Consider the following 15175-nt stretch of genomic DNA (forward strand, 5'->3'; position numbering starts at 1 on the left):
GTTCTGCCACGGCCCCACGGCTATATCTGGACGGACGGCTACTGGCGCTGGCAGCGTGGCCGCTATATATGGGTGTCCGGCCGCTGGGTCGCGCGGCGCCCCGGGCGTCGGTGGGTGCCCGGCTACTGGCGCCGCCACGGACAGGTGTGGATCTACGTCGACGGTACGTGGCGATAGGCAGCCACCCGGCGCCCGGCCGGTGGCAGGCCCGGCGCCGGGCGGCGCGAGCGAACCCGTGCCGTTCGGCTCCAACATCATGATGCCCGGCAGGCGCCCCAACGAATCCTGCCTCACCCCGCCCCGATGCCGGCGCGCAAACCGGGGGCGAGGCTTCCGGTCACGCAACCTCGACCATCGGCCTGCTCGCCGATCCATGGCGCACCATCCCGCCTCGACCGGATCCTGACGCACCTGCCATGCGCGATGCGGCGGACGATCACCGCTTCGGTCGCCATCGAGCGTGCCCCGTAATCAGGGCATCGCCAGCGCACTGCCGCCGTCGGGATGAACGGAACGCATCGAAGTATCGGCGCCTCACCTCGGCAAGATCATTCGGATTACGAAATCATTTGATGGCGACATACATGCGCTTGTGCCATGTCTTGTCGCATCACACCCGATCCGCGGCACAACGCCCATCGACAAGACGGCGCAAGCGCCCCGCTCAGCGCCCGCCGCCCTCCAGCTCCCGTGCACGACGTCGCGCGACGCAAATCGCGCGATGATGTTCGTCGGCCCACCGGATCATCGCCTGCATCGGCGTCAGGAACGAACGCCCGAGGTCGGTCAGCGCATATTCGACACGCGGCGGCACTTCCGCGAACAGCGTGCGACTGACGAAGCCGTCCTGCTCGAGCCGCTTGAGCGTACGCGACAGCATCTGGTTCGACACGTCGCCGATCGTCCGGCCGAGTTCGTTGAAACGCATCGTCCCGCCGGACAGCGTCTCGAGCACGAGCAGGCTCCACTGGTCGCCGATGCGGTCGAGCACATCGCGAATCGGGCATGGCTGATCGAGTTCGACGGGTTCATCGGCAGGCGGGAACGGCATGACTGGATTCTCTTTCATGGGCAACGCATGGTCAGCGCGGTGTGACCTGTTCACACCGCGCTGACTTCTTGTGACGGGTTCGCGGCAACTGTACCATTCGATCGACCCGACAGCCGCGCGGATTCGCCAGTTCAACGAAGCATGGCGACGGCGCGCGGCCTCGCCTGGCCCGTATCGCGACGATTCGGGCTGGGCGATGAATCCCTCGCGTCGACATGGCTCGCGTATCCGCAACCATGCGCCGTCTCCAGCCGATCGCGGCGGCAGGCTCGCCCCGCCGTCGCGCATCGCGCACCCACCCACGCTTCGTCAGACAAGGAACCCGCTAGATGTCATCGCTCCGCTCCCCCGTTCGCGCCGTTGCCGCGCTCGTCCTGCTGGCCGCGTCGACGGCCGCGCTGGCCACCGGCCCGGGCGCGCGCGACCTCGCCGCCGAGGAAGCCAACCGCCAGCTCGTGCTGACGTTCTACGACCGCTTCTTCAACAAGCACGAAGCCGTCGAGGCCGCCGCCGTCGTCGCGGACGACTACAAGCAGCACAACCCGCACGTACCCGACGGCAAGAAGCCGTTCGTGTCGTACTTCGTCGGCGCGTTCCAGAAGAACCCGGCATCGCGCGCGCGCATCGTGCGCAGCGCAACCGACGGCGACCTCGTCTACCTGCACGTGCATGCGACCGAGCGCCCGGGCGACCGCGGCGAAGCGGTCGTCGACATCTTCCGCGTGAAGGACGGCAAGATCGTCGAACACTGGGACGTGATCCAGCCGGTACCGGAAAAGTCCGCGAACGCGAACACGATGTTCTGACGCGCGGGGCCGGTACATGGTGTGCAACGATGCGCACCACCCGTCGGCGGACGATCGGCCGCCTGCGGGGCAAGCGCGCATGCCCCACGCCGGCGAAGTCCCCTACAATCGAGCTTCGCCGCCGCGCCGGCCTCCGTCCCGCCTGACCGCACCGCCAGCCGCTGCACCGCCGGCGCACCGTCGTACGCGATGCACGGCCGGCACGGGCGGCCGTTCGCGCAGACGGTGTCAACGATGAGCCCCGCCCATATTTCCCTGAACAACGCCGGCGACCTGGTCGCCAGCCTCGGCAGTCCGCAGTTTCCCGCCCGGCTCTGGGCGTGGCTGCGCGAAACCGTCGACCCGCAGTCCCACTACAGTGTCGCGACGCGCTACCGCCGCGATGCGCCGTCGCAATCGGTCGACAGCGTCGACGTGCTGTTCTTCGCGGGCGGCGACGATCCCGACGGCACGCGCCACGCGCTCGATCTGTATACACAGGGCGACTGGCGCACCGACACGCTGCTCCCGCATATCGAGCGCGCCACCGATTCGCAGCTCGTCTTCTCGTGCAACGAGGACATCGATACGGCAACCGAATACGGCCGCCAGTTCGCGCTCGGCGAACTCGGTGAAGACTGCACGCTGATCGGCAGCGAGCGCGACTATGTCTATGCGTTCTCGCTGTTCCGCCGGCGCGGCCAGCCGTCCTATACGCTGGCCGAGCTGGCGCTGCTGCGGCAACTCGGCGATTTCGTGCTGCCGCTCCTGATCCAGCATGCGCGGCTCGCCCGCCTGACGCCACGCTCGGACGACGGCGCGCTGCTGCAGCGCTTCGAACAGCGCCTGTCGGCCAGCGGCGCGGCGCTGTCGCAGCGCGAACGGCTCGTGTGCCGCGCGGTGCTGCAAGGCCAGCCGGTCCCGCAGATCGCCGACACCCTCGCGCTCAAGGCCAGCAGCGTGCGCACCTATCTCGGGCGCGCACTCGCGAAGCTCGGCGTCGCGAACCGGGCCGGACTGTTCGCATGGTGCGTGACCGAAGAGGAACCGCCGGAGGATCGCGGTCAATAGACAGCACCTTCACGTCGCTGCAATCCCGCCCACCGCCGTTGCCTTTGTCGCGCGTTGTCCTCAAAACGATGACAGACAGCCGGCCGCCTCGCTCCTAGTATCTGACTCACCCGACGACAGGAACGCGTCGGATATCACGGAGACACGGAATGCCGAATACCGGAGGGACGCCGGCCCGCATGGCCGCGCGCGCGTCGCCCATCGCTCTGCCGATCCAGGCCTGGCGGCGCGATCGGCATGACGCTCCGGCGGCGGCCGGCCTTCACCACGACGCATCGCCGCGCCTGCCGCGCAACACCGGCGCCTAGCCGCCCCGCATCTCATTCCAACCCGACCGGGTTCACGCGACCGGACGAGCCACACGGCCCGCCCGCGGGACACGTGCGCCCGTCGAACATCCCCCCATCCGGAGGAGACACATGCAACACGCCGACACCGTCTATCTGAACGGCCTGCTTTACACGGGCGACGCGCAGCGCCGCTTCGCGCAGGCGCTGGCCACCCAGGACGGCAAGATCGTCGCCGTCGGCCGCGACGACGACATCCGCCAACTGGCCGGCCCCGCGACGCGCATCGTCGACCTGGCCGGCAGGCTGATGCTGCCGGGCCTCATCGACGGCCACGTGCACCCGCTCGAAGGCCACCAGATCCTCGGCAACTTCGACCTGTCCGGCATCAACGATCCCGACACGATCCTGCAGCGCATCCGCGCATGCGCCGATGCGACGCCGAACGAACCGTGGGTCTATCTCGGCGGCGCCAACCTGGCCGCATTCGGCGCGTATCCGACCCGCGAGCTGCTCGACCGGGTCGTGCCCGACCGGCCGCTGCTCGTGGTCGGCTTCGACGTGCACAGCGGCTGCCTCAACACGAAAGGCCTCGAGGCGGCCGGCATCCACGCCGACACGCCGGACCCGGCCGGCGGCGTGTACGAACGCGATGCGTCCGGCGCGCCGAATGGCGTCGTGCACGAAGCGGCGTTCTACCGCGTGTGCCCGATCATTCCGCAACTGAGCCCGGCCGGCTACCCGAAGTCGCTCGCGAAAGCGCACGCGATGGCGCACGGTTACGGCATCACCGGCTGGTTCGATGCGCGCGTCGAGGAAGCCGAACTCAAGGCTTACGCCGACGCGCAGCGCGCGGGCACGCTGAAGGTGTACATGAGCGCGGGCCTCTATGCGAACCCGCGCCGCGATCCGCGCGAGCAGATCGAGCGCTTTGCGAGATGGCGCCGCGAGTACGAATGCGACAACCTGCGCCTGCATACGGTGAAGATCTTCGTCGACGGCGTGCCCGAATCGAAAACCGCCGCGCTGCTCGAGCCGTACGCCGGCACCGACGACTGCGGCCTCGCGCTGTGGAGCCAGGACGCGCTGAACGAGATCTGCCTGCTCGCCGATACGGCCGGCTTCGACCTGCACTTCCACACGCTCGCCGACCGCGCGGTGCGCATGACGCTCGACGCGCTCGAATACGTCCAGATCCGCAACGGCATGCGCGACCGGCGCGCGCAGCTCGCGCACCTGCAGATCGTCGATCCGGCCGACATGAGCCGCTTCAACCGGCTCGGCGCGATCGCCAGCGTGCAGACGCTGTGGACGGCCGCGCGCGAGGAACAGCAGCAGCTCTATCGCGACCTGCTCGGCGCGGAACGCACCGCGCGCAACTATCCGTTCCGCAGCCTGCGCAACGCGGGCGCGATGCTCGCGGCCGGCTCCGACTGGTCGGTCAGCACGATGGACCCAATGCAGATCATCCAGACGGGCGTCACGCACCTGCTGATCGACCAGCCCGACAGCCCGCCGTGGAATCCGCACGAACGACTCGACCTGCTCACGATGCTCGAGGCCTATACGGTGAACACCGCGTATGCGTTGCGCTTCGACGACTGCACGGGTTCGCTCGAAGCGGGCAAGGACGCGAGCTTCACGATCCTCGACCGCAATCCGTTCGCGCATCCGGTCGAGACGTTCGCGCAAACCCGCGCGATCGAGACGTGCTTCCGCGGCGAAGTCGTGTACGCCGCGCCGGGCTGGGCCGACTGAAGCACGAACCCGGCGGCCGTCAGGCGACGGCGAGCGCCAGCACCTGGTCGGTCGTCAGCACGTCGCCGAACGTGTCCGACAGCGCGGCCAGCGTCGCGCGATGGAGGTCGCGGTGCGATACCGTGCCGCCGTCCGCGATGTCGAGGTCGCGCGTCGCGCATGCGTCGTCGACGACGATCACCGCGTAGCCGAGCGGCACCGCATCGCGTGCCGCGCCGGCGACGCATGCATGCGTCATCAGGCCCGTGACGATCAGCGTGTCGATCCCGGCCGCCTTCAGGCGCGCATCGATGTCCGTCGTCGGGAACACGCTCACCGACGTCTTTTTCACCACGGTGTGATGCGCCGCCGGCTGCAGGTCCGCGTGAAAGCGAAAGCCGTCGCTGCCGTCGGCGAAGATCGGGCTGTCGGCCGTATCGACGTGCTGGACGTGAAACACCGGAATGCCTGCGCGGTCGGCGAACGCGATCACGCGCTGCGCATTGCCCAGCGCACGCGGCCCCTCCGGAATCGGCAGGCGGCCGCCGAAGTATTCATTCTGGAAATCGATCACCAGCAGCGCGGTGCGGGCAGCGCCGATCGATGTCGGCGCGGTCGCGCCCGCCAGGGTACGGATGGTCGGATGTTGCATGGGTCGCTCTCTCGGTTGGCCTATCGAAGGAACGGCGTGCCGGGCCAGCCGGCGCCGCCGCACGCGGCCCGGATACTCCCGGGACGCGAGGCGCCAGTGTCGGGCCGCGCGGCCTGCCGCGACAGCGGCGCGCGGGACAACGTCCGACAGGATCGGGCCAACGTGCAAACCGCCTACGACAGCGCGGCCGTTCGCGCACCCGGCTGCGTGCGGCCGTACGCGACCATCATCGCGAAGCTGAGCAGGAAGCCCGCGCCGCCGATCAGCAACAGGCCGATCTCGCCGAACACGGGCAGCAGGTTCGTGAGCGCGCCCGTGACGACCCACGCGACGGCCATCACCGAGCCCGCGACGCCGAGCGCCCAGCCTTGCCGATCCTCGCTGACCGCGTCGGAGAACGCCGTATACATCGTCGTATACGCCACCATGTCGAAGCAGCCGACGACCATCGCGAGCGCCCACAGCACCGGCTCGTGCGGGAACAGCGCGGACAGGACCTGGCCGATGCCCGCGACGAGCAGGCCCGTCTTCGCGATGTCGACCACGCGCCACACGCGCAGCATCAGCCGCACGACGAACAGCAGCCCGAACACGAAGCAGAGCCCGATCACGCCGCTGAACAGCCCGAGCCGTGCACTCGTGTAGCCGAATTTCGCCTGCAGCAGCAGCATGATGGTCTGCAGATAGAGCCCGTAGCCGACCTGCATCAGGAAGAACACCACCGACAGGAACGCGACGTTGCGCTGGCGGGCGGCCTCCCCGATGATCCGCAGCGGCAGCAGCGGATCGATGCGCGTGTCGCCGCGCGGTGCGGCCGAATCGCGATACGACGCCCAGGTCCAGAGCGCGCAGACCAGCGACAGTGCGGCGACCAGCACGAACGGCGTGTCGTAGTCGAACAGCGGCGAAAGCGTGCGGTCGGACGTGACGCCGCCGAGCACGGGGCCGACGATCACGCCCGCGCTGAACGCGAGCGACATGATGCTCATGTTGTACGCCTTGTTCTCCGGCGTGCTCAGGTCGGTGATCGCCGCCTGCGCGATGCCCTGGCAGCCGGCCATCAAGCCCGTGAGCCCGCGACCGGCCAGCAGCAGCGCGACGCTCGCGTGCCACGCGCCGGCCGCCATCATCGCGTAGCCGACCGCGAGGCCGAGCACGCACAGCAGCAGGATCCTGCGGCGGCCGTAGCGATCGGACAGGTCGCCCATCAGCGACGAGCCGAAGAACATGCACAACGGGTAGATCCCGTAGCCGAGACCGAGGTAGAAATTGCGCGCATGCGCGCCGGTGTCGGCCGGCAGGATGCCGGCGTGCGGATCGCTGAAGATCGCGGACATCATCGGATAGACGAGCCCGAATCCCATCGCGTCGATCGCGATGGCGAGCAGGCAGGGGCCGAGCAACTTGTAATCGAGCCGGGACATGGCGACCCTCCGGACAGAGTGGATGATCGCCAAAGCGTAACGACCGGGCAGCGGTCGCGGTAGGCCGCCGCCCGCGATGCTAACCATCGGAACGACCGATACCCTGTGTGCCGCCCACGCCGATGGTTCGCCGGTGCGGGCAACGGGCCACGGCCGCTACTTGGCGCTCAACGGCTCGCCCTGAAACCGCCGGCGCGCGAGCACGCACGGCGCGCCATCGTGCATGAACACGCTCGCGAGCAGCCCGAACGACGCCGCGAACAGCACGTACCACGCGGGCGCGACCGGCGATCCGCTCGCGTGCGTCAGCCACGTGACGATGAACGGCGCGAAGCCGCCGAACACCATCACCGCGACGTTGTAAGCGAGCGCGATGCCGGTCGAGCGCGAACGCGTCGCGAACTGCTCGGCGAGCGTGGTCGGCGCGGGCCCGTAGCAGATGCCGATGATCGTGCAGATCACGAGCTGCATCACGAGCAGGCGCCCGATGCCCGGCGCGGCAGCCAGCCACGTGAACAGCGGATACGTGACCGTCAGCAGCGCCAGCGTGCCGGCGATCAGCACGGGCCGCCGGCCGATGCGGTCGGACACGAGCGCCGCGAACGGGATCGTCACCGTCAGCAGCGCAACCGCCGCCATCTGCACCTTGAAGACCTGGTCGAGCGGCAGCCCGAAGGTCTTGTGCACGAACGTCGGCATGTTGACCAGCATCACGTAGAACACGGCCGTGCCGGTGATCGTCTGCCCCATCGACACCAGCACACCCCGCAGGTTGTCGCGCAGCACGCGCGACACGCTCGCCGGCGGCTCGACGGTCGACTTGCTCGCATCGATGAACGCCTCGGTCTCCTCCATGTGCCGGCGGATCCACAGGCCGACCGGCCCGATCAGCAGCCCGAGCGCGAACGGCACGCGCCAGCCCCAGCTATGCAGCGCCGCGTCCGACAGCGACTGCGTGGCCCACGCGCCCATCGCGGCGCCCGAGAACACCGCGAGACACTGGCCGATCAGTTGCCACGATCCGTACAGCCCGCGCCGGTTCTCCGGCGCGCTTTCCACGAGGAATGCGGTCGCGCTCGCGTATTCGCCGCCCGTCGCGAAGCCCTGCAGCAGCCGCGCGACGACGATCAGGACCGGCGCCGCCGGGCCGATCACGGCGTAAGACGGCGCGAACGTGATCAACGCGATCGACAGCGTCATCAGGAAGATGATGAGCTGCATCGCGGCCTTGCGGCCCTTGCGGTCCGCATAGAGCCCGAGCAGGATGCCGCCCACCGGGCGCATGAAGAAGCCGACGCCGAAGGTGGCGAGCGACATCAGCAGCGACGCGTACTGGCTCTCGGCGGGAAAGAACAGCCGCGCGATGATCCCGGAGAAGAAACCGTAAACGATGAAGTCGTACCACTCGAGGGTATTGCCGACGACAGCGGCAACCACCTGCCGATGCCGCGAGTTCCGACGTGAGTCGCGCATGCTTGTCTCCTGCAGTCTCATGGCGCCGCGCCGTATGCATGCCGCGTTCCGTGGCGGGCATGGGCGAATCGGCTGTTCGTATCGCCGGCAGTGAGGCACGGGCCCGCACCATCGGCGTAAAACGATCATAGGGACGCCGAAAACCCGCATCAATTAATACCCGCGGCGGATGATTAGCCGGAGATTAAATGTTTCCCCACCAGGCTCCGCCATGCGAAAACCCCGGAAATTCGCGCATTGTTGCAGCCCCGGTTCTGCGGCAGAATCGTCGGCCGCCCTTCCCGTCGTCCGCACCATGCGCAACCGCATCAACGAAGAGATCACGTTCCGCAAGCTCGAGGTACTGCTCGCCTTCATGGAAGCCGGCAGCCTCGCGAAGGCCGCCGAAGCGCTGGGCGTCAGCACGGTCAGCGTGCATCGCGCGCTGCACACGCTCGAGGAAGGGATGCACTGCGCGCTGTTTCGCCACGAGGGGCGGAACCTGATTCCGACCGACGCCGCGCAGGTACTCGCCGAAGTCGCGGGCGAAGTGCTCAAGACGATGACGGACGGGATCCGCTCGACGCGCGAGGCGGCCGGCTACGGCGCCGGCCAGTTGAAGATCGGTTCGCTCTACTCGCTGACGATCCGCACCGTGCCCGAAGTCGTGATCGCGTTGAAGGAGCGCCGCCCCGAGCTGCAGGCCGAGCTCGTGCTCGGCTCGAACGCCGACCTGCTCGACAAGCTCCGGCAAGGCGCGATCGACGCGACGCTGATGGCGCTGCCCGAACCGGACGCCGAGATCGAATCGATCGCGCTGTTCGAGGACGAGATGTTCTTCGCCGCGCCGATCGACTCGCCCTACGCACGGCACGATGCCATCGATCTGTGCGCGTGCGGCGACGCACCGTTCGTGTCGCTCGGCGAAGGCTTCGCGACGCATCACGGCTTCACGGAAGCGTTTCGTTCGGCCGGCGTCACGCCGAACGTCGTGATGCGGGTGGGCGACATCTTCTCGCTGATCAACCTCGTGTCGGGCGGCGTCGGCTGTTCGCTGCTGCCCGGCCGCGTGCGCGACCTGTTCGCGCACAAGATCGCGCTCGTGCCGCTCGCCGGGCCGACGATCCGCCAGACGATCGGTTTGAGCTTCCTGCACCGGCGCGAACGCGACCCGAACCTGCTCGCGCTGGCAACCGTGTGCCGGCTGACGGTCAAGGGCCCGAACGCGCGGTAACGCGCGGATCGCCCGACCGGCAGCACCCGCCCTCTCCGTTCCGCTTCCCACACCTGCAGCGTCGCGCCCTGGCGCACCCACCTGCCCACCACACCACGACGAAGCACGCGCACTCGTCCGTTTGGACGGCACGCGGCGCGCGCTTTGTTGCGATCATGGCCGTCAATCATCGCGCGGCACGCACACGTGTGTCCGCCACGGAGACGCCATGAACGACCCTGTCCTCGGCCCCATCGACCAGATCGGCTACGTGGTCGCCGATCTCGACCGCAGCATCGCGCGCTGGCGCGCACGCCACGACGTCGGCCCGTGGACCGTATTCCGCAACGTGCGCCTCGACGGCACTCATCTCGGCGAACCCGTGACGGTCACGATGGACGTCGGGCTCGCATATCGCGGCGGTCTGCAGATCGAACTGATTCACGTGACGAACGACACGCCCTCGCCGTACCGCGATGCGCATGGGCAGCCGCTCGTCGGGCTGCATCACGTCGCGTGGGTCGTCGACGATCTCGATGTCGCGCTCGCGCAGCTCACGGCCCGCGGCCTGCGTGTCGTGTTCGACGCACGCAATCCGGCCACGCGCGTCGCGTATCTCGACGACGCCGACGATCCCGGCGTGCGCGTCGAAGTAATCGAAGGCGCCGGCATGCGCGACATGATCGCGCACGGCATCGCCGAAGCCCGTGCATGGGACGGCACCGATCCGGTTCGCATCATCGACGCGGCGGGCGCCTCCGCGCAAACCCCCTCTCACTCACAGGAGCAAGCAGCTTGACGTCCTCCTCCGCCTAAAGGCGGAGGATTCCCACACCTGGCGATGCACGTCCGCATCGGAGAATGTTCAACGCAGCGTTGGTATCTCGATCATGCTCGGCACCACAGTCACTGCAGGTCCACTCTCTTATTCTCAGTCCCGCGATACCTTTCGGCCGCGCCGTGCTGTCTTTCGACCCGCACGCCGAACAGGACTGGGTAGAACCGCTTTCGTCGACTTCCTCGAACGTGACTCCGTGCGCGATCGCTTTGTAGCGGAGCCTGTTTCGGAAGGACGACCAGGACGCGTCGTAGACGCTTTTCGCCATCCTGGTTCTGGCGAGCTTCGCGGCCGACACGTTGCCGACCGCGATGTAATCGAAACGCCGCACCAGATCGAGCGCGAGCTTGTGTTGGAAATCGGCACGGGCGTTCACCACCTTGGCGTGCAGCTTCGCGATATGCCGCCTGTGCTTTCGCGCCCGTTGCGCTTTCGCCAGCTTTTCCGCCGCGCGTCGACCGAACGGGTCATTGGGCAGCTTCTCGCCGGTCGAAAGTGTGGCGAAGTCTTTCAGGCCGAGATCGATGCCCACACCGGAACGGACCGGGCGAGCCTGAACATCCGGCATCTCGATCACGATGTTGAGAAACCAGTTGCCGCGTGCATCCTGCGCAAAGTTGGTCCCGTCCTTGATCTTGCCTTCGGGAAGCGGTCGACTGTTAAACACGCGAAACGTGTTGCCGGCGAAACGAAACGCGTCGCCCTCGCGCTTCAGGTCACGCCCCTTCAGCGGCACCCAGCCCAGCGATTTCCTGCTGCGATAGCGCAGGTAGGGCCGACGGTGCTGACTGCGCGACTTCGCGTATTGCTCGCACGTCGCGTTGATCGTGCCGGAGTGAATACCGAGTGCCTTGCTGCTGCCGGTCGTCAGCACGTTCAGGTCGAATCCTGTAGGCCACTTCTTGCCCCACTTGAGCGCGTGCTTCTGCGTGTCGTTGCAGAAGTTCCAGACGTAGTTCACCGCGCGGCTCTGCTTGTTAAGCAGTCCGTTGAGCGATTTCACCCGGTAGCGATAGACAAGGATCATGCCGGTGATCCTAACCCGTGGAAGAAGCTGTCTGTCAACAGCAATCCTTTCCTTCCCGCCATCCGCCCCGAAGAAAGTCCCCTTGGGGGAAATGGCGGGGTTTCTCGGAGCAAATTATGATGAAACGACTCGAAGGCAAGGTCGCGCTGATCACGGGCGGTGCCCGCGGCCAGGGCGAAGCGGAAGCACGCAGGTTCGTTGCCGAAGGCGCACGCGTGGTGATCGCCGACGTGCTGGACGAAGCCGGCCGGCGTGTCGCGGCCGAACTCGGCGACGCCGCCCGTTTCCAGCATCTCGACGTGACCCGCGAAGCCGACTGGCAGACTGCCGTCGATGCGACGCTCGCGCAGTTCGGCCGGCTCGACATCCTCGTGAACAACGCGGCGATCCTGAAGCTCGTGCCGATCGAAGCGTGCTCGCTCGACGACTATCGCAAGGTGATCGACGTGAACCAGGTCGGCTGCTGGCTCGGCATGAAGTCGGCGCTTGGCGCGCTGAAGGCGGCAGGCGGCGGCTCGATCGTCAACGTGTCGTCGACGGCCGGGATGGAAGGCGTCGCGGGCGGCAGCGCATACGTGTCGAGCAAGTTCGCGGTGCGCGGGATGACGAAGGCCGCCGCACTCGAATTCGGCCGCTACGGCATTCGCGTGAACTCGGTGCATCCGGGTGGCATCGATACGGTGATGGCGCGCCCGCCCGAGTTCGCGGATTTCGATCCGTCGTCGATCTACAGCGGCCTGCCGATCGCGCGCATCGGCAAGCCGGACGAAGTGGCGAGCCTCGTGCTGTTCCTCGCGTCCGACGAATCCGCGTACTGCACGGGATCGGAATTCATCGTCGACGGCGGGATGCTCGCAGGCAGTTCGTTCCACTGACACGCATCACGGTCGACAAGCGCCCGCCAATCCGGCGGGCGTTTTCGTTTGCGCCTTCGTTGGCGTTTTCGGCCCGCCGCATGGAAAGTACGGGCCCCCCTACAGGCAACCACGCGCCCGAAAACAACGATGCCGCCGGCGGCTCTCCCGCGCGGCGGCATCGTCATTTACGGCGCAACACACCACGCGCCGCTCTTACCCCTTCGGCTGGATCGCCGGTACGCCATTGCCGCGCACCGCCTGCCTGCCGCCGCGCACGAAGCGTCGCCCGTACGGGCCGTACACGCCGTCCGGTTCCGGATACAGCGTCAGCAGCACGAAATACAGCACGCCGCCCATCAGCAGCGACACCGGCACGCTCAGGTCGAGCCCGCCCGCGAGGTTGCCGAGCGGCCCGACGAACTGGCCCGGCAGGTTCACGAACGACAGCCCGACGAACGCGGCCGGCAGCCACGCACCCATCGCGCGCACGTTCCAGCCGTGCGTGAACCAGTAGTGGCCGCCGTGCAGCCCGCGGTTGAACACCTGCAGGTCGTCGGCGAGATAGTAGCCGCGCCGCGTCACGTAGCCGATCACCATGATCGCCATCCACGGGCAGCTGAACGTATCGATCAGCGTCGAGAACGTCGCGACGCTTTCGACGAGGTTGAACCAGAAGCGGCCGACGAAGATGAACGCGATCGCGATCGTGCCGATCAGCAGCGTCGCACGCACGCGATTCAGCAGGCGCGGGAACATGCTCGATACGTCGAGGCCGGTGCCGTACAGCGCGGTCGTGCCGGTCGACATCCCGCCGATGATCGCGATCAGGCACATCGGCAACAGGAACCAGTGCGGCGAGATCGCGAGCAGCCCGCCGACGTAGTCGTTCGACGCGATGAACGCGGGCGCCTTCGTCGCGATGATCGTCGCGGTCGCGAGGCCGAAGAAGAACGGCACGAAGGTCGCGATCTGCGCGGCGAACACGGCGCCCATCACGCGATGCTTCGGCGTGTTCTGCGGGATGTAGCGCGCCCAGTCGCCGAGGGTCGACGCGAACGACACCGGGTTGCTCAGCGCCACCAGCACCGCGCCGACGAACGCGGCCCAGAAGCCGGCGCTGCCCTGCTGCACCGTGCCCGCGTAGTTCATGTCGAACAGGCCGGCGAACGCGAACAGGCCGGCGACGAACAGCACGCTGGCAGCCCACACGGCGATCTTGTTGACCCACAGCATGAAGCGGAAGCCGTAGATGCAGACGATCAGCACGAGCACCGCGAACACCATGTACGCCGCACCGAGCGTGAAGCCGTTGACGGGCACGCCGACCATGTTGTGCGCGCCGCCGACGAGCGCGTCGCCCGAGCTCCACACCGCGAGCGAGAAGAACGCGATCGACGTGAGCAGCGCGAGGAACGAGCCGACGATCCGGCCGTGGATGCCGAAATGCGCGCCGGACGACACGGGGTCGCTCGTCCCGTTGCGCGGGCCGAACAGGCTCATCGGCGCGAGGATGCAGGTGCCGGCGAGCACGCCGAGCACGATCGCGCAGACACCCGCCTTGAACGACAGCCCGACCAGCACGGGAAAGCTGCCGAGCACCGATGTGGAAAATGTATTGCAGCCGCCGAACAGCAACCTGAACAGATCGATCGGCCGCGCATAGCGCGATGCATCGGGAATGCGCTCGAAACCGAACGACTCGACCTGCGTAATCCTGCCTTCACTCATTTGTCTCCAACTCCTCTGGTGCGTCTGTACTGCCCGGGACTGCGGCGATACGACACATCGTCATCGATTCGCGGCCACTCTAAACCGGATCGCGCGGCGCAAATATCACGCATTCGAGACGTTTACGACGAAGGAGAACGATGTTTCCCGGCAGGCCGGCGGCCGGCGCCCGCGCCATCCGTGCGGCGCGGGCGATGCGAAGTCAGCGCGCGCCCTCCGCCGCCGGCGCGCGGCATGCGATCAGGCCCCGCTGAACGGCCTGCCGCGCCTCGATGCCGGCGAGCCAGCGCGCGACGTGCGGGTAGTCGGCAAGGTCGAGATCGAGTTCGGGCGCCGTGCGCAGCCACGGAAACGCGGCGATGTCGGCGATCGAGTACCGCGACGACGCGAGATACGCCGATTCCGCCAAGCGGCCGTTCACGACCCCATAGAGGCGCCGCGCCTCGTTCCGGTAGCGCTCGAGCGCCTGCGCATTGACCTCCTTCGATGCATGCAGGAACCACCAGAGCTGGCCGAGCATCGGCCCGATCCCGCCGATCTGGAAGTGCAGCCATTGCTGGACCGCCGTGCGCTCGGCCAGCGTGTCGGGCTGCAGAACGCCCGTCTTCGCGGCGAGATAGCCGAGGATCGCGCCGGATTCGAACACGGTCAGCCCGGCGTCGTGGTCGACGATGGCCGGGATCTTGCCGTTCGGGTTGATCGCGAGAAACGCCGGGCTGCGCTGCTCGCCGGCGGAGAGATTCACGTGCACGCGGTCGTAGGCGAGCCCGGCCTCTTCCAGGTAAATGGCGATCTTGTGTCCGTTCGGCGTGTCGGCCGTATGGAACGTGAGGGGATGCGTCGAGATCATGTCGGTCCTTGTCTTCCGGTTATCGTTGCAACTACAATCGTTGCAATTGCAATCCTATGCCGGAACCCATCACCCCGGCGACATGCCAGTACTCGAAGGAGGGACATGCAGACTGCGCGATCCGGTCCGCCCGTGCGGACACCCGACACCCGCCGCGCCGCGGCGGCCTGCCTCGAAAGGCTGCTGACGCAGCGGCTCGCGCC

General features: G+C 67.5%; 14 protein-coding genes and 1 pseudogene. 8 read left to right on the forward strand and 7 right to left on the reverse strand.

The genetic code is table 11. The features are described 5' to 3' along the window. Positions 1-177: pseudogene (locus G3N99_RS20625) on the forward strand (YXWGXW repeat-containing protein); the annotation flags it as partial. A 487-nt stretch (positions 178-664) separates the two neighbouring features. Here the strand turns inward: G3N99_RS20625 and G3N99_RS20630 are convergent. After that, the gene (locus G3N99_RS20630) at positions 665-1051 is read right to left on the reverse strand and encodes a helix-turn-helix domain-containing protein (RefSeq protein ID WP_174937307.1); all 387 of its coding nucleotides are present in this window, start codon (positions 1049-1051) and stop codon (positions 665-667) included. A gap of 329 nt (positions 1052-1380) precedes the next feature. Here G3N99_RS20630 and G3N99_RS20635 point away from each other — a divergent pair, with 329 nt between their 5' ends. From G3N99_RS20635 to G3N99_RS20650, 4 genes are all read left to right on the forward strand, one after another. Beyond that, on the forward strand, positions 1381-1857 hold the full coding sequence (locus G3N99_RS20635; protein WP_206123325.1) for a nuclear transport factor 2 family protein: 477 nt from the start codon (positions 1381-1383) through the stop codon (positions 1855-1857). A 234-nt stretch (positions 1858-2091) separates the two neighbouring features. Further along, complete coding sequence (locus G3N99_RS20640) at positions 2092-2907, forward strand: helix-turn-helix transcriptional regulator (RefSeq protein ID WP_241011762.1); 816 nt, start codon at positions 2092-2094, stop codon at positions 2905-2907. Between the two features lie 149 nt (positions 2908-3056). After that, positions 3057-3215 carry a hypothetical protein gene (locus G3N99_RS20645; protein WP_206123326.1) on the forward strand — a complete coding sequence of 53 codons (159 nt, stop codon included), beginning with the start codon at positions 3057-3059 and terminating at the stop codon, positions 3213-3215. Between the two features lie 111 nt (positions 3216-3326). Beyond that, positions 3327-4952, forward strand: coding sequence for an amidohydrolase (locus G3N99_RS20650; RefSeq protein WP_206123327.1), 1626 nt, complete (start codon positions 3327-3329; stop codon positions 4950-4952). A 19-nt stretch (positions 4953-4971) separates the two neighbouring features. Here the strand turns inward: G3N99_RS20650 and G3N99_RS20655 are convergent, their stop codons facing one another. The 3 genes from G3N99_RS20655 to G3N99_RS20665 all read right to left on the reverse strand — a co-directional run bounded on the left by G3N99_RS20655 (position 4972) and on the right by G3N99_RS20665 (position 8480). Further along, the gene (locus tag G3N99_RS20655) at positions 4972-5583 is read right to left on the reverse strand and encodes a cysteine hydrolase family protein (protein ID WP_174946251.1); all 612 of its coding nucleotides are present in this window, start codon (positions 5581-5583) and stop codon (positions 4972-4974) included. Between the two features lie 173 nt (positions 5584-5756). Next, positions 5757-7007: an MFS transporter gene (locus G3N99_RS20660; RefSeq protein WP_206123328.1), complete on the reverse strand. Its 1251-nt coding sequence runs from the start codon at positions 7005-7007 to the stop codon at positions 5757-5759. Between the two features lie 156 nt (positions 7008-7163). Continuing rightward, complete coding sequence (locus G3N99_RS20665) at positions 7164-8480, reverse strand: MFS transporter (protein ID WP_206123329.1); 1317 nt, start codon at positions 8478-8480, stop codon at positions 7164-7166. 295 nt (positions 8481-8775) lie between these two features. On the opposite strand from G3N99_RS20665, the gene G3N99_RS20670 reads away from it, so the two are divergent. After that, on the forward strand, positions 8776-9693 hold the full coding sequence (locus tag G3N99_RS20670) for a LysR family transcriptional regulator (protein WP_174937247.1): 918 nt from the start codon (positions 8776-8778) through the stop codon (positions 9691-9693). 208 nt (positions 9694-9901) lie between these two features. Continuing rightward, entirely contained in the window at positions 9902-10471 is a 570-nt protein-coding gene (locus tag G3N99_RS20675) for a VOC family protein (protein ID WP_206123330.1), read from the forward strand. A gap of 13 nt (positions 10472-10484) precedes the next feature. Here G3N99_RS20675 and G3N99_RS20680 read toward each other — a convergent pair whose 3' ends face one another. Beyond that, positions 10485-11537 carry an RNA-guided endonuclease TnpB family protein gene (locus G3N99_RS20680; RefSeq protein WP_206123331.1) on the reverse strand — a complete coding sequence of 351 codons (1053 nt, stop codon included), beginning with the start codon at positions 11535-11537 and terminating at the stop codon, positions 10485-10487. A 119-nt stretch (positions 11538-11656) separates the two neighbouring features. Between G3N99_RS20680 and G3N99_RS20685 the strand changes: the two genes are divergently transcribed. Beyond that, the gene (locus tag G3N99_RS20685; protein WP_206123332.1) at positions 11657-12412 is read left to right on the forward strand and encodes a glucose 1-dehydrogenase; all 756 of its coding nucleotides are present in this window, start codon (positions 11657-11659) and stop codon (positions 12410-12412) included. Between the two features lie 195 nt (positions 12413-12607). Here the strand turns inward: G3N99_RS20685 and G3N99_RS20690 are convergent, their stop codons facing one another. After that, positions 12608-14122: a cytosine permease gene (locus G3N99_RS20690; protein WP_174937239.1), complete on the reverse strand. Its 1515-nt coding sequence runs from the start codon at positions 14120-14122 to the stop codon at positions 12608-12610. A 202-nt stretch (positions 14123-14324) separates the two neighbouring features. Then, the gene (locus G3N99_RS20695) at positions 14325-14972 is read right to left on the reverse strand and encodes a glutathione binding-like protein (RefSeq protein WP_206123333.1); all 648 of its coding nucleotides are present in this window, start codon (positions 14970-14972) and stop codon (positions 14325-14327) included. Between the last annotated feature and the right edge of the window lie 203 nt (positions 14973-15175).

Origin of the sequence: Burkholderia sp. Ac-20392 (genome assembly GCF_017104585.1) — a bacterium.
GTDB classification, from domain to species: Bacteria; Pseudomonadota; Gammaproteobacteria; order Burkholderiales; family Burkholderiaceae; genus Burkholderia; species Burkholderia lata.